This window comes from Rhizobium sp. P1_B8, from assembly GCF_056406515.1.
Map to the genome: position 1 here is coordinate 1 of NZ_JBFTZZ010000054.1, position 18433 is coordinate 18433.

16 protein-coding genes and 1 tRNA gene are annotated in these 18433 nt (G+C 59.2%); 16 read left to right on the forward strand and 1 reads right to left on the reverse strand.

Annotation, left to right across the window (positions count from 1 at the left end; all coding sequences use genetic code 11):
- From AC1D2N_RS35105 to rpoC, 12 genes are all read left to right on the forward strand, one after another.
- Positions 1–174: EF-Tu C-terminal domain-related protein (locus tag AC1D2N_RS35105; protein WP_477982938.1), on the forward strand; the 174-nt coding region annotated here is incomplete at its 5' end.
- 202 nt (positions 175–376) lie between these two features.
- Positions 377–511, forward strand: coding sequence for a hypothetical protein (locus tag AC1D2N_RS35110; RefSeq protein ID WP_003547509.1), 135 nt, complete (start codon positions 377–379; stop codon positions 509–511).
- A 171-nt stretch (positions 512–682) separates the two neighbouring features.
- Positions 683–1576 carry an NAD-dependent epimerase/dehydratase family protein gene (locus tag AC1D2N_RS35115; protein WP_130652204.1) on the forward strand — a complete coding sequence of 298 codons (894 nt, stop codon included), beginning with the start codon at positions 683–685 and terminating at the stop codon, positions 1574–1576.
- 167 nt (positions 1577–1743) lie between these two features.
- Positions 1744–1819 (forward strand) — tRNA-Trp (locus AC1D2N_RS35120).
- A gap of 195 nt (positions 1820–2014) precedes the next feature.
- Entirely contained in the window at positions 2015–2215 is a 201-nt protein-coding gene (gene secE / locus AC1D2N_RS35125) for a preprotein translocase subunit SecE (protein ID WP_003558522.1), read from the forward strand.
- 17 nt (positions 2216–2232) lie between these two features.
- Complete coding sequence (nusG, locus tag AC1D2N_RS35130; RefSeq protein WP_003547516.1) at positions 2233–2763, forward strand: transcription termination/antitermination protein NusG; 531 nt, start codon at positions 2233–2235, stop codon at positions 2761–2763.
- Positions 2764–2940: 177 nt separating this feature from the next.
- Positions 2941–3372, forward strand: coding sequence for a 50S ribosomal protein L11 (rplK, locus tag AC1D2N_RS35135; RefSeq protein ID WP_003547518.1), 432 nt, complete (start codon positions 2941–2943; stop codon positions 3370–3372).
- Positions 3373–3376: 4 nt separating this feature from the next.
- Positions 3377–4078: a 50S ribosomal protein L1 gene (gene rplA, locus AC1D2N_RS35140; RefSeq protein WP_012757015.1), complete on the forward strand. Its 702-nt coding sequence runs from the start codon at positions 3377–3379 to the stop codon at positions 4076–4078.
- 329 nt (positions 4079–4407) lie between these two features.
- Complete coding sequence (rplJ, locus tag AC1D2N_RS35145) at positions 4408–4926, forward strand: 50S ribosomal protein L10 (protein WP_477982933.1); 519 nt, start codon at positions 4408–4410, stop codon at positions 4924–4926.
- A 58-nt stretch (positions 4927–4984) separates the two neighbouring features.
- Positions 4985–5365, forward strand: a complete 381-nt coding sequence (rplL, locus tag AC1D2N_RS35150; RefSeq protein WP_018241636.1) for a 50S ribosomal protein L7/L12 — start codon at positions 4985–4987, stop codon at positions 5363–5365.
- A gap of 263 nt (positions 5366–5628) precedes the next feature.
- Positions 5629–9768: a DNA-directed RNA polymerase subunit beta gene (gene rpoB / locus AC1D2N_RS35155; RefSeq protein WP_477982935.1), complete on the forward strand. Its 4140-nt coding sequence runs from the start codon at positions 5629–5631 to the stop codon at positions 9766–9768.
- A 190-nt stretch (positions 9769–9958) separates the two neighbouring features.
- Positions 9959–14167 carry a DNA-directed RNA polymerase subunit beta' gene (gene rpoC / locus AC1D2N_RS35160; protein ID WP_018241638.1) on the forward strand — a complete coding sequence of 1403 codons (4209 nt, stop codon included), beginning with the start codon at positions 9959–9961 and terminating at the stop codon, positions 14165–14167.
- Between the two features lie 139 nt (positions 14168–14306).
- Here rpoC and AC1D2N_RS35165 read toward each other — a convergent pair whose 3' ends face one another.
- Positions 14307–14600 (reverse strand): hypothetical protein, encoded by a 294-nt coding sequence (locus AC1D2N_RS35165; protein ID WP_003547528.1) that lies wholly within the window; start codon positions 14598–14600, stop codon positions 14307–14309.
- A gap of 495 nt (positions 14601–15095) precedes the next feature.
- Here AC1D2N_RS35165 and rpsL point away from each other — a divergent pair, with 495 nt between their 5' ends.
- The 4 genes from rpsL to AC1D2N_RS35185 form a co-directional block, all read left to right on the forward strand.
- Entirely contained in the window at positions 15096–15467 is a 372-nt protein-coding gene (gene rpsL / locus AC1D2N_RS35170; protein ID WP_003547537.1) for a 30S ribosomal protein S12, read from the forward strand.
- A 77-nt stretch (positions 15468–15544) separates the two neighbouring features.
- Positions 15545–16015 carry a 30S ribosomal protein S7 gene (gene rpsG / locus AC1D2N_RS35175; RefSeq protein WP_003547538.1) on the forward strand — a complete coding sequence of 157 codons (471 nt, stop codon included), beginning with the start codon at positions 15545–15547 and terminating at the stop codon, positions 16013–16015.
- A gap of 29 nt (positions 16016–16044) precedes the next feature.
- Positions 16045–18144: an elongation factor G gene (gene fusA / locus AC1D2N_RS35180; RefSeq protein ID WP_018241640.1), complete on the forward strand. Its 2100-nt coding sequence runs from the start codon at positions 16045–16047 to the stop codon at positions 18142–18144.
- Between the two features lie 68 nt (positions 18145–18212).
- Positions 18213–18433, forward strand: a 221-nt coding sequence (locus AC1D2N_RS35185; RefSeq protein ID WP_260682959.1) for a GTP-binding protein, incomplete at its 3' end; no start/stop codon positions are given.

Sequence of the window (18433 nt, forward strand, 5' to 3'; positions counted from 1 at the left end):
GTGACGGGCATTGTGACGCTGCCGGAAGGCACGGAGATGGTGATGCCGGGCGACAACGTCACGGTTGCCGTCGAGCTGATCGTTCCGATCGCGATGGAAGAAAAGCTGCGCTTCGCGATCCGCGAAGGCGGCCGCACCGTCGGCGCCGGYATCGTCGCGTCGATCGTCGAATAACTTTCGAGTTATCCGCAATTATGAAGACCCCGCTGGAAACAGCGGGGTTTTTCATTGTCATGGCTTCCTGTAGGCTTAACAGGTGTTGTAAAAATATCGTTAAATTGGCCTGTCACAGTATTTTGTTCATCTCACGTTCAGAAACCGGTTTGTGATTGGACCATTGTAGTCCAGACTCCTTCTTGCAAAGAGGAGAGCCCGGATGATTCCAAAGGCCACATTCGCTGCGACGATATTCGCGATGTATGTTTTCACGATGTTTTTCATCGCTGCAATTCCGCAAGAAGTTGTTCAGTCTGCCGTAGTGCAGATTGGCGAGGTAAGTGTCGTCAAGTGACGACCTTTGCCGAGCATCGCAGGGTTCTGCGATGATCGGAAATGATCGGCCAGGTGCTCCCGGATAGGATGCTCCTGGCGACGCGGGGGTGAACCCTTGCAGGACGCTCGCTTGCTCTTCGCGCGGAAGCGTCTATCTATGCCTCCGATTTCATGACGCGGAGGATATTCCATGAAAAGACGTATTCTGTTCACTGGCGGTTCTGGCAAGGCAGGTCGCCATGCTGTGCCATGGCTCGTCAATGCCGGTTACGAGGTTCACAACCTCGATCTTGTGCCGCTGGATAGCGCCGGCGTCACCAATCTCATCGCCGACATCACCGATAGCGGTCAGGTGTTCAACGCGCTCTCGATGCATCGCGATTTTCCCGATCTCGACGCGGGCAGGGGCGTGCAGCCCTTCGACGCCGTCGTGCATTTCGCCGCCATCCCGCGCATCCTGATCAAGCCCGATAACGAAACCTTCAGGATCAACACGATGGGCACCTATAATGTCATCGAGGCGGCGGTGAAGCTCGGCATCAGGAAGATCATCGTCGCATCGAGCGAGACGACCTACGGCGTCTGCTTCGCCGAAGGCCACCGCGATTTCCACCAGTTCCCGCTGGAGGAGGACTACGACGTCAATCCGATGGATTCCTACGGCCTTTCGAAGGTGGTCAACGAAAAGACGGCGCGCGCCTTTGCCGAACGTTCGGGCTTCGACATCTATGCGCTGCGCATCGGCAACGTCATCGAGCCTGACGACTACGAGAAGTTCCCGACCTATTTCGCCAATCCCGAGATGCGCAAGCGCATCGCCTGGAGCTATATCGACGCCCGCGACCTCGGACAGATCTGCCATCTCTGCATCGAGAAGGACGGCCTCGGCTATCAGGTCTTCAATGCCGCCAATGACACCGTCTCGGCCAATACGCCATCGAAGGAGCTTGCGAAGCGATTCTTTCCGAACGTGCCTTTCACTCGCGAGATCGGCGAATATGAGAGCCTGCTCTCCAACCGCAAGATCCGCGAGGTGCTGGGCTTCAGGGAAGAGCACGATTGGCGGAAATATGTGAAGGTCTGAACGGATCTGGTCACGCGATTGAAAAGCCGATCGTTCGCATATCAGGAGAATGGCTTTGAAAATCGAAAATCGTGCTTGCCAATCCCGTGTCGTCGTCCTAAAGGGAGCGCCATGCTTTTCAGCAGCGATTTTCGGGCCTTGGCTCAGGCGCTGAATGATCGGTATGAAGGGGTATAGCTCAGTTGGTAGAGCGGCGGTCTCCAAAACCGCAGGTCGTAGGTTCGAGCCCTACTGCCCCTGCCATTTTCCTTGATGCGGGACAGCGCGGATATGCTCGCGGCGTTTCCGGCCGAGGATTGATTGGTGGTAAGTAATTTCGTTAAACTTCGGTTTCCCTCTTGTGTATTCGGAAATCGGTGTTTATTTAGGGTTCAACAGACACGCGGTGCGTGGGGCTGATAGTTTCAGCTTTACGCGCCGTAATTGCGTGGGCAGTCGATGGCATCCAAATCCAATCCGTTTACGTTTCTGCAGCAGGTTCGCTCCGAGACGTCCAAAGTTACATGGCCATCGCGCCGCGAGACCATGATCTCGACGGTCATGGTGCTGGTGATGGTGGTTTTCGCCGCGCTGTTTTTCTTTGCCGCTGACCAGCTGATCGGCTGGGCTCTGAGCTTCGTGCTGAATACCGGCAACTGATACGGGTGGAGATGAAAATGGCGGCACGTTGGTACATCGTCCACGCATATTCTAATTTTGAAAAGAAGGTGGCTGAAGATATCGAGAACAAGGCTCGCCAGAAGGGGCTTGAGCACCTGTTCGAGAAGATCCTCGTGCCGACCGAAAAGGTGGTGGAAGTGCGTCGTGGCCGCAAGGTCGATTCGGAGCGCAAGTTCTTCCCGGGCTATGTCATGGTTCGTGCCAATCTGACGGACGAAGCCTACCATCTGATCAAGAATACGCCGAAGGTCACAGGCTTCCTCGGCTCCGACAATAAGCCCGTTCCGATTCCGGACTATGAAGCCGAGCGCATTCTCGGTCAGGTCCAGGAAGGTGTCGAGCGGCCGAAGGCTTCCATTACCTTCGAGATCGGCGAGCAGGTCCGCGTTTCCGACGGCCCATTCGCATCGTTCAATGGCACGGTTCAGGATGTGGACGAAGAGCGTTCGCGCCTGAAGGTGGAAGTGTCGATCTTCGGCCGCGCAACGCCGGTCGAGCTGGAATACGCTCAGGTCGAGAAGGTCTGATTGCAGAAACTGGAAGCTGGCCCTTGCGGCCTGTTTCCTGCGGACCTTGTCCGCACCCGCGTGGAAGGTGAGGGGGTCTTAGCCGGGCCCTGATGATCCGTACCACGCAACCGCAGCCGCCGGAGAGATCCGGCATCACGGGCCGGGCGACTGGCCGTTCATGAAAGGCAGAGAGATATGGCTAAGAAAGTTGCAGGCCAGCTCAAGCTTCAGGTCAAGGCAGGATCGGCAAACCCATCCCCGCCGATTGGTCCGGCGCTTGGTCAGCGTGGCATTAACATCATGGAATTCTGCAAGGCGTTCAATGCCGCCACGCAGGAAATGGAAAAGGGTATGCCGATCCCGGTCGTCATTACCTATTACCAGGACAAGTCCTTCACCTTCGCGATGAAGCAGCCGCCGGTCAGCTACTGGCTGAAGAAGGAAGCGAAGATCACATCCGGTTCCAAGACGCCCGGCAAGGGCGCCAAGGCCGGTTCCCTCACCAAGGCTCAGATCAAGTCGATCGCAGAAGCCAAGATGAAGGATCTGAACGCAGCGGATATCGAAGGTGCAATGGCGATGATCGAGGGCTCTGCCCGCGCCATGGGCCTGGAAGTGGTGGGTTAAGATCATGGCTGGTAAGCGCACGCAGAAGATCAACGAAGGTGTTGATCCCACCAAGCTCTACGCTCTGACCCTGGCCATCGGCATGGTCAAGGAACGGGCTGTCGCCAAGTTCGACGAAACCATCGAAGTCTCGATGAACCTCGGCGTTGACCCGCGCCATGCGGACCAGATGGTTCGCGGCGTCGTCAACCTTCCGAACGGCACGGGCCGTACGGTTCGCGTTGCCGTCTTCGCTCGTGGCGCCAAGGCTGACGAAGCCAAGGCCGCCGGTGCCGATATCGTCGGCGCCGAAGAGCTTGTCGAAATCGTCCAGGGCGGCAAGATCGAATTCGATCGCTGCATCGCCACCCCCGATATGATGCCGCTCGTCGGCCGTCTCGGTAAGGTTCTCGGCCCCCGCGGCATGATGCCGAACCCGAAGGTCGGCACCGTCACCATGGACGTCGCCGGAGCCGTCAAGGCTTCCAAGGGCGGTGCTGTCGAGTTCCGCGTCGAGAAGGCTGGCATCGTCCATGCCGGCATCGGCAAGGCCTCTTTCGACGCCAAGGCTCTGGAAGAAAACATCCGCGCCTTTGCTGACGCCGTCATCAAGGCGAAGCCGGCAGGCGCCAAGGGCAACTACGTCAAGCGCGTGGCGATTTCCTCGACCATGGGTCCGGGCGTCAAGATCGAGCCCGGCTCGGTCACCGGTGCGCCGGCTGCATAAGTTTACTGCCGGGCTTTAAATCCGGCGACTGAATTTCCGGCCTCGCAAGGGGCCGGAATATTCCGGAGAAATCCGGAATCCTGTCCGAGATTGCAGGTGGTTTTCCCTTAATCACTTAGCCTGCATGAGACGGGTAAGACCCGAATTGCATGAAGTTCGCTTCTAGGAACTCGGTTCGAGCCTTGGATGCCTTGTGCCTCTTTAGCCTTGATTGGCGCGAGAGCGCGGGGGGACAGGATCCTCAAGCGTCGCTTGGGATCTCGCATGATCCCAGGAGGCAAAAGGCAACCGGCGGGCCCGTTTTTGGTCCCGCCAACTGGAGATAGGCAGTGGAAAGAGCGGAAAAACGCGAATTCGTCACGGAACTGAACGAAGTCTTCAAGGCTTCGGGCTCAGTTGTCGTGGCCCACTATGCTGGTGCTACAGTCGCGCAGATGAACGATTTTCGTTCGAAGATGCGCGCAGCTGGCGGCACCGTCAAAGTCGCGAAGAACCGCCTGGCCAAGATCGCCCTTCAGGGTACGGAAGCGGAAGGGATGTCCAATCTCTTCAAGGGTCAGACGCTGATTGCATACAGCACCGATCCGATCACCGCTCCGAAAGTCGTCATGGAATTCGCCAAGACCAATGACAAGATCATTGTTCTGGGCGGCGCCATGGGAACAACCACGCTCAACGCCGATGCAGTCAAGTCGCTTGCGACCCTGCCTTCGCTCGATGAGTTGCGTGCGAAGCTGCTGGGCATGATCCAGACACCGGCTACCCGCATCGCTGGGGTTGTTGCAGCACCGGCAAGCCAGCTTGCCCGCGTGTTTGCGGCCTACGCCAAGAAGGACGAAGCCGCGTAAGGCGGTTTTTCGCTGTTTATAATCAACCGGTTCGAACCGAACAAAAGGAACTAGTAAAATGGCTGATCTCGCAAAGATCGTTGACGACCTCTCCTCGCTGACCGTTCTGGAAGCTGCAGAACTGTCGAAGCTTCTTGAAGAAAAGTGGGGCGTTTCCGCTGCTGCTCCGGTAGCTGTTGCTGCCGCTGCCGGCGGTGCTGGCGCTGCTGCTGTCGTTGAAGAAGAAAAGACCGAATTCGACGTCATCCTCGTCGAAGCTGGTGCCAACAAGATCAACGTCATCAAGGAAGTCCGCGCCATCACGGGTCTCGGCCTCAAGGAAGCCAAGGACCTCGTCGAAGCCGCTCCGAAGGCTGTCAAGGAAGGCGTCAACAAGGCTGAAGCCGCTGACATCAAGAAGAAGCTTGAAGACGCTGGCGCCAAGGCCGACGTCAAGTAATCTTAAACTGCTTTTGGGAGGCAGTATTTCTACTGCCTCCCATTTGCCGTTTTTCTGAACGAATTACCCAAAAGCCGCGTCGAAACGGCTTTTGGGTAATGGGTTCTTCAAAAGGATGGTCTCGCACCGAGGGCAGCACAGCAATCCGAGCTGAGCGTTTTCTGGAGTCGGACGAGATTGAACTACTCATTGATTGACGGGATCGACTGGCCATCGGTTCCCGTCCGTTGCAGGCCCGGGTGCAAGATTTTGAAGGAGCGACGATGGCTCAGACCCTTTCGTTCAATGGTCGCAGGCGCGTACGCAAGTTTTTTGGTAAGATCCCCGAAGTCGCAGAAATGCCGAACCTCATCGAGGTTCAGAAGGCGTCCTACGACCAGTTTCTAATGGTTGAAGAGCCGAAGGGCGGCCGACCCGACGAAGGTCTTCAGGCCGTTTTCAAGTCGGTTTTCCCGATCACCGATTTCTCCGGTGCATCGATGCTGGAATTCGTGTCCTACGAATTCGAACCGCCGAAGTTCGACGTTGACGAATGCCGTCAGCGCGACCTGACCTATGCCGCGCCGCTGAAGGTGACGCTGCGCCTCATCGTGTTCGATATCGACGAGGATACCGGCGCGAAGTCGATCAAGGACATCAAGGAACAGTCCGTCTACATGGGCGACATGCCGCTCATGACCAACAACGGCACGTTTATCGTCAACGGCACCGAGCGCGTGATCGTTTCCCAGATGCACCGTTCGCCGGGCGTCTTCTTCGACCATGACAAGGGCAAGAGCCATTCTTCCGGCAAGCTGCTCTTTGCTGCGCGCGTCATCCCCTATCGCGGTTCCTGGCTCGATATCGAATTCGACGCCAAGGACATCGTCTACGCCCGTATCGACCGCCGCCGCAAGATCCCTGTGACGTCGCTGCTGATGGCGCTCGGCATGGACGGCGAGGAAATCCTCGACACCTTCTACACGAAGTCGCTCTACAAGCGCGACGGCGAAGGCTGGCGCATTCCCTTCAAGCCGGAAACGCTGAAGGGTGCCAAGGCGATCACCGAGATGGTCGACGCCGATACCGGCGAAGTCGTCGTGGAAGCCGGCAAGAAGCTGACCCCGCGCCTGCTGCGGCAGCTTTCCGACAAGGGCCTGAAGGCCCTCAAGGCCGCCGACGACGATCTTTACGGCAATTACCTTGCCGGCGACATCGTCAACTACTCGACGGGTGAGATCTACCTCGAGGCCGGCGACGAAATCGACGAGAAGACGCTTGGCGTTATCCTGGCGAATGGTTTCGACGAGATCCCGGTTCTCGGCATCGATCACATCAATGTCGGCGCCTATATCCGCAACACGCTGACAGCTGACAAGAACGAGAACCGTCAGGACGCTCTGTTCGACATCTACCGCGTCATGCGTCCGGGTGAGCCGCCGACCATGGAATCGGCCGAAGCCATGTTCAACTCGCTGTTCTTCGATGCGGAGCGTTACGACCTCTCCGCCGTCGGCCGCGTCAAGATGAACATGCGCCTCGACCTGACCGTCGAAGACACCGTCCGCATCCTGCGCAAGGATGACATCCTGGCCGTGGTTCGGATGCTGGTCGAACTGCGCGACGGCAAGGGCGAGATCGACGACATCGACAACCTCGGCAACCGCCGCGTCCGCTCGGTCGGCGAGCTGATGGAAAACCAGTACCGTCTCGGCCTGCTGCGCATGGAGCGCGCGATCAAGGAACGCATGTCCTCGATCGAGATCGACACGGTCATGCCGCAGGACCTGATCAACGCCAAGCCGGCCGCCGCTGCCGTTCGCGAATTCTTCGGTTCCTCGCAGCTCTCGCAGTTCATGGACCAGGTCAACCCGCTCTCGGAAATCACCCACAAGCGCCGTCTTTCGGCTCTTGGCCCGGGCGGTCTGACCCGTGAGCGTGCCGGCTTCGAAGTCCGCGACGTGCATCCGACCCACTATGGCCGCATCTGCCCGATTGAAACGCCGGAAGGCCCGAACATCGGTCTCATCAACTCGCTTGCGACCTTTGCCCGCGTCAACAAGTACGGCTTCATCGAAAGCCCGTACCGCCGCATCGTGGACGGTAAGGTGACGAACGACGTGCTCTACCTCTCCGCCATGGAAGAGGCGAAGTACTACGTCGCACAGGCCAACGCCGAGATGAACGCTGACGGTTCCTTCGTCGATGAATTCGTCGTCTGCCGTCATGCCGGTGAAGTTATGCTCGCCCCGCGCGACAGCATGAACTTGATGGACGTCTCGCCGAAGCAGGTCGTTTCGGTCGCGGCAGCGCTCATCCCGTTCCTGGAAAACGACGACGCCAACCGCGCGCTCATGGGCTCGAACATGCAGCGTCAGGCAGTGCCGCTGCTGCGTGCCGAAGCTCCGTTCGTCGGTACCGGCATGGAACCGGTCGTCGCCCGTGACTCCGGTGCCGCCATCGGCGCCCGCCGCGGCGGCGTGGTCGACCAGGTCGACGCGACGCGTATCGTTATCCGCGCCACGGAAGACCTCGAAGCCGGCAAATCCGGCGTCGATATCTACCGCCTGCAGAAGTTCCAGCGTTCGAACCAGAACACCTGCGTCAACCAGCGCCCGCTGGTCACCGTCGGTGACGAGGTCAACCGCGGCGACATCCTCGCCGACGGCCCGTCGACCGATCTCGGCGACCTGGCGCTCGGCCGCAACGCGCTCGTCGCGTTCATGCCTTGGAACGGCTACAACTACGAAGACTCGATCCTGCTCTCCGAGCGTATCGTTGCCGACGACGTGTTCACCTCCATTCACATCGAGGAATTCGAAGTGATGGCGCGCGACACCAAGCTTGGTCCTGAGGAAATCACCCGCGATATTCCGAACGTTTCGGAAGAAGCGCTGAAGAACCTCGACGAAGCCGGCATCGTCTATATCGGCGCTGAAGTTCAGCCGGGCGATATCCTCGTCGGCAAGATCACACCGAAGGGCGAAAGCCCGATGACGCCGGAAGAAAAGCTTCTGCGCGCCATCTTCGGCGAAAAGGCCTCCGACGTGCGCGACACCTCCATGCGCATGCCGCCCGGCACTTACGGCACGATCGTCGAAGTTCGCGTCTTCAACCGCCACGGCGTTGAAAAAGACGAGCGCGCGATGGCGATCGAGCGCGAAGAAATCGAGCGTCTGGCAAAGGACCGTGACGACGAGCAGGCGATCCTCGACCGTAACGTCTACGGCCGTCTGATCGAGATGCTGCGCGGCCAGGCTTCCATTGCCGGCCCGAAGGGCTTCAAGAAGGGCAGCGAGCTTTCGAACGCCGTCGTCTCCGAATATCCCCGCTCGCAGTGGTGGATGTTCGCGGTCGAAGACGAAAAGGTCCAGAGCGAGCTCGAAGCGCTCCGTGGTCAGTACGACGAATCCAAGTCGCGCCTTGAACAGCGCTTCATGGACAAGGTCGAAAAGGTCCAGCGCGGCGATGAAATGCCTCCTGGCGTCATGAAGATGGTCAAGGTCTTCGTCGCCGTAAAGCGCAAGATCCAGCCGGGCGACAAGATGGCCGGCCGCCACGGGAACAAGGGCGTCGTCTCGCGCATTGTGCCAGTGGAAGACATGCCGTTCCTCGAAGACGGCACGCATGTCGACGTCGTTCTGAACCCGCTCGGCGTGCCTTCGCGCATGAACGTAGGCCAGATCCTCGAAACGCATCTGGGTTGGGCTTGCGCCGGCATGGGTCGCCAGATTGGCGAACTGATCGATGCATACAAGGCCAATGGCAACATTGAGCCGCTGCGCAAGACCATCGGCGATGTCGTCGGTACCGGCCCGAAGGCCGAACAGGTCCATGAGTTCGACGATGACTCGGTTCTGCGTCTCGCCGACCAGTGGAAGCGTGGCGTTTCGATTGCGACGCCTGTTTTCGACGGTGCAAACGAAGCCGACGTCAACGACATGCTGCGCCTGGCAGGTCTCAAGGATACCGGTCAGTCGACGCTCTATGACGGCCGTACCGGCGAGCAGTTCGACCGCCAGGTGACCGTGGGCTATATCTACATGCTGAAGCTCAACCACTTGGTCGACGATAAGATCCATGCTCGTTCGATCGGTCCTTACTCGCTCRTGACCCAGCAGCCGCTGGGCGGCAAGGCGCAGTTCGGTGGTCAGCGCTTCGGCGAAATGGAAGTCTGGGCGCTCGAAGCATACGGCGCGGCCTACACGCTGCAGGAAATGCTGACGGTGAAGTCGGACGACGTCGCCGGCCGCACCAAGGTCTACGAAGCCATTGTCCGCGGAGACGACACGTTCGAAGCCGGTATTCCGGAAAGCTTCAACGTTCTCGTCAAGGAAATGCGCTCGCTGGGCCTCAGCGTCGAGCTCGAGAACACCAAGCTTGACGAGGCGCAGGCAGCTCAGCTGCCCGACGCGGCCGAGTAAGCACTTGATAGGGCGTGCGCTGCCAATGCAGCGCACGCCGGTCCCGCCGGGCGCCGAATCCGTGTCGGCTCGGAAGGGAAGTTTCGCCGCATCTAGCGGTTATTCTCGTTTAAGCGAGGGAGGCGGCTCCCGGGAATTTGCCGCCGACCATCGCATTTTAAGGGCGCTTTAGCCCATGAAGGAGACAGGCATGAACCAAGAGGTCATGAATCTTTTCAATCCGCAGGTGCCTGCACAGAATTTCGATTCTATTCGGATTTCGATCGCGTCTCCGGAGAAGATCCTCTCCTGGTCTTACGGTGAGATCAAGAAGCCGGAAACCATCAACTACCGTACGTTCAAGCCGGAACGCGACGGTCTGTTCTGCGCGCGCATCTTCGGGCCGATCAAGGACTACGAATGCCTGTGCGGCAAGTACAAGCGCATGAAGTACAAGGGCATCATCTGCGAAAAGTGCGGCGTCGAAGTCACGCTGTCGCGCGTTCGCCGTGAGCGCATGGGCCATATCGAGCTCGCCGCTCCCGTTGCCCATATCTGGTTCCTGAAGTCGCTGCCGAGCCGCATTTCGACGCTGCTCGACATGACGCTGAAGGATGTCGAGCGCGTCCTCTACTTCGAAAACTACATCGTCACCGAGCCGGGCCTGACCGCCCTGAAGGAGCACCAGCTCCTCTCGGAAGAAGAGTACATGCTCGCCGTTGACGAATACGGCGAAGACCAGTTCACAGCGATGATCGGCGCCGAGGCGATCTACGAGATGCTGGCCTCGATGAACCTCGAGAAGATCGCTGGCGACCTGCGCGCTGAGCTTGCCGACACCACGTCGGATCTCAAGCAGAAGAAGCTGATGAAGCGCCTGAAGATCGTCGAGAACTTCATGGAGTCGGGCAATCGTCCGGAATGGATGATCATGAAGGTCGTTCCGGTCATCCCGCCGGACCTGCGTCCGCTGGTTCCGCTCGACGGCGGCCGTTTCGCGACGTCGGATCTGAACGATCTCTACCGCCGCGTCATCAACCGCAACAACCGTCTGAAGCGCCTGATCGAGCTTCGTGCGCCTGGCATCATCATCCGCAATGAAAAGCGCATGCTGCAGGAATCCGTTGACGCGCTGTTCGACAACGGCCGCCGCGGCCGCGTCATCACCGGCGCCAACAAGCGTCCGCTGAAGTCGCTCTCCGACATGCTGAAGGGCAAGCAGGGCCGCTTCCGTCAGAACCTGCTCGGCAAGCGCGTCGACTATTCCGGCCGTTCGGTCATCGTCACCGGTCCGGAACTGAAGCTGCACCAGTGCGGCCTGCCGAAGAAGATGGCGCTCGAGCTCTTCAAGCCGTTCATCTATGCCCGCCTCGACGCCAAGGGTTACTCCTCGACCGTCAAGCAGGCCAAGAAGCTGGTCGAAAAGGAAAAGCCGGAAGTCTGGGATATCCTCGACGAGGTCATCCGCGAGCATCCGGTTCTCTTGAACCGCGCACCGACGCTGCACCGCCTGGGCATCCAGGCCTTCGAACCTACCCTGGTCGAAGGCAAGGCGATCCAGCTGCATCCGCTCGTCTGCACGGCCTTCAACGCCGACTTCGACGGTGACCAGATGGCCGTTCACGTGCCGCTGTCGCTCGAAGCCCAGCTCGAAGCCCGCGTGCTGATGATGTCGACCAATAACATCCTGCACCCGGCCAACGGCGCGCCGATCATCGTTCCCTCGCAGGACATGGTTCTCGGCCTCTACTATCTGTCGATCCTCAACCAGAACGAGCCGGGCGAAGGCATGGCCTTCTCCGATCTCGGCGAGCTGCATCACGCTCTCGAAAGCAAGGTCGTGACGCTGCACACCAAGATCCGCGGCCGCTTCAAGTCGGTCGACGAGGATGGCAAGCCTTACTCGAAGATCTACGAGACGACGCCTGGCCGTCTGCTCATCGGTGAACTGTTGCCGAAGAACGGCAAGGTACCCTTCGATATCTGCAACCAGGAAATGACCAAGAAGAACATCTCGAAGATGATCGACACGGTCTATCGCCATTGCGGCCAGAAGGACACGGTCATTTTCTGCGACCGCATCATGCAGCTCGGTTTCGCCCATGCCTGCCGCGCCGGCATTTCGTTCGGCAAGGACGACATGGTCATTCCGGATGCCAAGGCCAAGATCGTTGCCGACACCGAAAATCTGGTGAAGGAATACGAGCAGCAGTACAATGACGGCCTCATCACCCAGGGCGAGAAGTACAACAAGGTTGTCGACGCCTGGGGCAAGGCGACCGAAAAGGTCGCCGAAGAGATGATGGCGCGCATCAAGGCGGTCGAATTCGATGAGAAGACCGGTCGCCAGAAGCCGATGAACTCGATCTACATGATGAGCCACTCCGGTGCCCGCGGTTCTCCGAACCAGATGCGCCAGCTGGGCGGCATGCGTGGCCTCATGGCCAAGCCGTCGGGCGAAATCATCGAGACCCCGATCATCTCGAACTTCAAGGAAGGCCTGACCGTCAACGAGTACTTCAACTCGACGCACGGCGCCCGTAAGGGTCTGGCAGACACCGCCCTGAAGACCGCCAACTCCGGCTACCTGACCCGCCGTCTCGTCGACGTCGCGCAGGATTGCATCGTCACGCATGTCGACTGCGGAACGCAGACGGGCCTCACCATGACCGCCATCGTCGATGCCGGCCAGGTGGTTGCCTCGATCGGCGCCCGTATCCTCGGCCGCACGGCGCTCGACGACATCGATCATCCGGTCACGGGTGAGCGCATCGTCGATGCCGGCAAGATGATCCTCGAGCCCGACGTCGTCGAAATCGAAAAGGCCGGCATCCAGTCGATCCGCATCCGCTCGGCACTGACCTGCGAAATCCAGACGGGCGTCTGCTCTGTCTGCTACGGCCGCGACCTCGCGCGCGGTACGCCGGTCAATATGGGCGAAGCCGTCGGCGTCATCGCTGCTCAGTCGATCGGCGAGCCGGGCACCCAGCTCACCATGCGTACCTTCCACCTTGGCGGTACGGCAACCGTGGTCGACCAGTCGTTCCTTGAAGCCTCGTACGAAGGTACGGTGCAGATCAAGAACCGCAACATCCTGCGCAACTCCGATGGCAATCTCGTTGCCATGGGCCGCAACATGACCGTCCAGATCCTGGACGAACGTGGTGTCGAGCGGTCGTCGCAGCGTGTGGCCTACGGTTCGAAGCTGCATGTCGACGAAGGCGATAAGGTCAAGCGCGGCCAGCGTCTGGCAGAGTGGGACCCCTACACCCGTCCAATGATGACGGAAGTGGCCGGTACCGTTCAGTTTGAAGATCTGGTCGACGGTCTCTCCGTTCTGGAAGCGACCGACGAATCGACCGGCATCACCAAGCGTCAGGTCATCGACTGGCGTTCGACCCCGCGCGGCTCGGACCTCAAGCCGGCGATCGTCATCAAGGATGCCAGCGGCAATATCGCCAAGCTGTCCCGTGGTGGTGATGCCCGCTTCCTGCTCTCGGTCGATGCGATCTTGTCGGTCGAGCCGGGCACGAAGGTCTCCCAGGGTGACGTCCTCGCCCGTTCGCCGCTCGAAAGCGCCAAGACCAAGGACATCACCGGCGGTCTGCCGCGTGTTGCCGAGCTGTTCGAAGCCCGTCGTCCGAAGGACCACGCCATCATCGCAGAGATCGATGGAACGATCCGTCTCGGCCGCGACTACAAGAACAAGCGTCGCGTCATCATCGAGCCGGCGGAAGACGGTGTCGAGCCTGTCGAATACCTGATCCCGAAGGGCAAGCCCTTCCACCTTCAGGAAGGCGACTATATCGAAAAGGGTGACTACATCCTCGACGGTAACCCGGCTCCGCACGACATCCTGGCGATCAAGGGCGTGGAGGCTCTGGCCTCCTACCTCGTCAACGAGATCCAGGAAGTCTACCGCCTGCAGGGCGTCGTCATCAACGACAAGCACATCGAGGTGATTGTCCGTCAGATGCTGCAGAAGGTGGAAATCACCGATGCAGGCGACTCGACCTATATCGTCGGCGACAATGTCGACCGGATCGAGCTCGAAGACGTCAACGATCATCTGATCGAGCAGGGCAAGAAGCCAGCCTACGGCGATCCGGTTCTTCTCGGCATCACCAAGGCGTCGCTGCAGACCCCGTCCTTCATCTCGGCCGCATCCTTCCAGGAAACGACCAAGGTGCTGACGGAAGCTGCAATCGCCGGCAAGACCGACGGTCTGCAGGGTCTGAAGGAAAACGTCATCGTCGGCCGCCTCATCCCGGCCGGTACCGGCGGTACCATGACCCAGATCCGCCGCATCGCCACGTCGCGCGACGAGATGATCCTCGAAGAGCGCCGCAAGGGCACGGGTGCTGCCGTTGCCACGCCGATGCTGCAGGACATGGCCGAAAAGGCTCCGGCTGCGGAATAATCCGCGGCTGAAGTCGACGAATTGAAAAACCGCCCGGAGCGATCCGGGCGGTTTTTGTTTTATTTGCTCTGACTGGTCTGGCGGGGAGGGAGGCGCTGCTTCGCTTAGGCTGCCTTGACAGCGTCAGCGGCGGCTCCCTTCAGTTGAACCGGATGATCGCGACTTCGCCTTCGACGGCGCCCTGATAGGCAGATGCGTGCGGCTCTTCGGCCGGGACCTCGGTCAGCATGCCGATCTGGTCGAGATCGGCCTCGATGAAGCCTTCCTCGGCAAGGGCGTTCAAGGCCTCGCGTACGGCGGTGTCGTCGTCAGGCGCCTTCAGCATGATGTGCAGGTCGATGCCTTCGCTGGCGTCGGACTCGTAGCCCTTGCCGATGATGATGAAGATCATCGGGCCGTCGAAATTATTGTCGTTATCAGGTGTCGTGATCATCGCCTGTCCTTCGGCTCTTTGACGATTCGGTCGCTCGAATCCTGCTGTGAGGGCCGAACGCCGCAATTGCTGATTCCTTAACTGTTTTTGCTGCAATGCCCAAGTTTTTATCTTGGTGCACAGCCGCGAATTCGTCTAGAAGGATGAAACAGGGCGTTCGGCCGCCATATCAAGGCGATACGGCGAGTTTATTTCTTAACCGGCCTTGACGAGACGGGTGGAAACCAGTAGTACCCCGGCCATCAGATCCCATGTGAGGCTTGGCTGTTCGGGGCGACGCGCCCTGAAGTTCACCTCAAACAAGGTTCTAAACGCACGTTGAAGTCATGATGCTGCACGCACGACGCATGTTTTATGCGTCCTCTGCTCCTTGTGGTCCATCTGCGGAAGCGGATCGGGCCATATTTTGCGCATTGACGGAGAGTGCGTCACTGCCGGAGACGGCGCGAGTTCAAGCCCGCAAGGGTACTGAGATAAAACGTAAGGGATGGTTGAATGCCTACCGTAAACCAGCTGATCCGCAAGCCTCGCCAGGCGAACGTAAAGCGTAACAAGGTTCCCGCACTCCAGGAGAACCCGCAGAAGCGCGGCGTTTGCACGCGCGTCTACACGACGACGCCGAAGAAGCCGAACTCGGCTCTGCGTAAGGTCGCAAAGATCCGCCTGACCAACGGCTTCGAAGTCATTGGTTACATCCCCGGCGAAGGTCACAACCTTCAGGAACACTCCGTCGTCATGATCCGTGGCGGCCGCGTTAAGGACCTTCCGGGTGTCCGTTATCACATCATCCGCGGCGTTCTCGATACCCAGGGTGTCAAGAACCGCAAGCAGCGCCGCTCCAAGTACGGCGCGAAGCGTCCGAAGTAATTCGGCTTTTGAATAATCCGGCGCTGCGCGAGGTCCTCCGCGTCATGAAGCGCCTTAACGGTTGAAGAGACAAAACTATGTCCAGACGTCATAAAGCAGAAAAGCGCGAGATCAATCCGGACCCGAAGTTCGGCGATCTCGTCGTCACCAAGTTCATGAATGCCATCATGCTCGACGGCAAGAAGTCCGTTGCTGAAAACATCGTCTACGGTGCGTTCGACGTTGTTCATGGCAAGTCCAAGCAGGAGCCGCTCACGGTTTTCCATTCTGCGCTTGAGAACATTGCCCCGCACGTTGAAGTCCGCTCGCGTCGTGTCGGTGGTGCGACCTATCAGGTCCCCGTCGATGTTCGTCCGGAGCGCCGCCAGGCTCTTGCTATTCGCTGGCTGATCGCTGCTGCCCGCAAGCGCAATGAAACGACTATGGTTGACCGCCTTTCCGGCGAACTGCTCGATGCGTCCAACAACCGCGGCTCCGCCGTTAAGAAGCGCGAAGACACGCACAAGATGGCTGACGCCAACCGCGCGTTCTCGCACTATCGCTGGTAATTCCGAACGGTATCGAAAGGCAGTCCACAATGGCTCGCGAATATAAGATCGAAGACTACCGTAATTTCGGTATCATGGCGCATATCGACGCCGGCAAGACCACGACCACCGAGCGTATTCTTTATTATACCGGCAAGTCGCACAAGATCGGCGAAGTCCACGACGGCGCAGCCACCATGGATTGGATGGAGCAGGAGCAGGAGCGTGGCATCACGATCACTTCTGCTGCCACCACGACCTTCTGGAAGGGCCGTGACGGCAAAATGCGCCGCTTCAACATCATCGACACTCCCGGCCACGTCGACTTCACCATTGAAGTCGAGCGTTCGCTGCGCGTTCTCGACGGCGCCATCGCGCTGCTCGACGCCAACGCCGGTGTTGAGCCGCAGACGGAAACCGTCTGGCGCCAGGCCGAAAAGTATAATGTTCCGCGGATGATCTTCTGCAACAAGATGGACAAGACCGGCGCGGACTTCTACCGCTCCGTCGAGATGATCAAGACCCGTCTCGGTGCTACGGCTGTCGTCATGCAGTTGCCGATTGGTGCAGAAACCGAATTCAAGGGCGTCATCGACCTGGTCGAGATGAACGCGCTCATCTGGCGCGACGAGTCGCTCGGCGCACAGTGGGATGTCGTCGAGATCCCCGAGGACATGAAGGCCAAGGCTGAAGAATATCGCGAAAAGCTGATCGAGACGGTCGTCGACATCGACGAAGCCGCCACCGAAGCTTACCTCGAGGGCATTCTGCCGGACAACGAGCAGATCCGTGCACTGGTTCGCCGCGGCACGATCGACGTCAAGTTCCACCCGATGTTCTGTGGCACCGCCTTCAAGAACAAGGGCGTGCAGCCGCTGCTCGACGCCGTTGTCGACTACCTGCCGTCGCCAATGGACATCCCGGCGATCAAGGGCATCGACTTCAAGACGGAAGCTGAAATCGAGCGTCATGCCGATGACAGCGAGCCGCTCTCCATGCTCGCCTTCAAGATCATGAACGACCCCTTCGTTGGTTCGTTGACCTTCGCTCGCATCTACTCCGGCAAGCTTGAAAAGGGCGCGTCGGTTATCAACACGGTCAAGGACAAGCGCGAGCGCGTCGGCCGTATGCTGCAGATGCACTCCAACTCGCGTGAAGACATCGAAGAAGCCTTCGCAGGTGACATCGTCGCTCTCGCCGGCCTCAAGGAAACCACGACGGGCGACACGCTCTGCGATCCGCTGAAGCCGGTTATCCTCGAGCGCATGGAATTCCCGGAGCCGGTCATCCAGATCGCCATCGAGCCGAAGACCAAGGGCGACCAGGAAAAGATGGGCCTCGCGCTCAACCGCCTGGCTGCTGAAGATCCGTCCTTCCGCGTCAAGACCGACCAGGAATCCGGCCAGACCATCATCGCCGGAATGGGCGAGCTGCATCTCGACATCATCGTCGACCGCATGCGTCGTGAATTCAAGGTCGAAGCAACTGTCGGCGCGCCGCAGGTTGCCTACCGCGAAACCATCACCCGGACGCATGAAGAAGACTACACGCACAAGAAGCAGTCCGGTGGTACCGGCCAGTTCGCGCGCGTCAAGATCGTCTTCGAACCGAACCCGGACGGCGACGAATTCAAGTTCGAATCGAAGATCGTCGGCGGTTCCGTTCCGAAGGAATACATCCCCGGCGTCCAGAAGGGCATCGAAAGTGTTCTGTCTTCGGGTCCGCTCGCAGGCTTCCCGATGCTCGGCGTCAAGGCGACCCTCATCGATGGTGCCTTCCACGACGTCGACTCCTCGGTTCTCGCCTTCGAAATTGCATCGCGTGCCTGCTTCCGTGAAGCAGCCAAGAAGGCCGGCGCTCAGCTGCTCGAGCCGATGATGAAGGTCGAAGTCGTCACCCCGGAAGATTACGTCGGCGACGTTATCGGCGACCTGAACTCCCGTCGCGGTCAGATCCAGGGCCAGGAAAGCCGCGGTATCGCCGTCGTCATCAACGCGAACGTCCCGCTCGCGAACATGTTCAAGTACGTCGACAACCTGCGCTCCATGTCCCAGGGCCGCGCCCAGTACACGATGACCTTCGATCACTACTCGCCGGTCCCGTCGAACGTCGCAACTGAAATCCAGGCAAAGTATTCCGGTCAGAAGTGACCGGAATACCAATTGACCGATAACAAGAATTAGATCCCTTCGAGGACTAGCAAAATGGAGACCCGAAAATGGGAAAGAGTAAGTTTGAGCGCAACAAGCCGCACGTCAACATTGGCACGATTGGCCACGTTGACCACGGCAAGACGTCTCTGACGGCAGCGATCACGAAGTACTTCGGTGAGTACAAGGCGTACGATCAGATCGACGCGGCTCCGGAAGAAAAGGCCCGTGGCATCACCATCTCGACGGCGCACGTCGAGTATGAGACGCCGGCCCGCCACTACGCGCA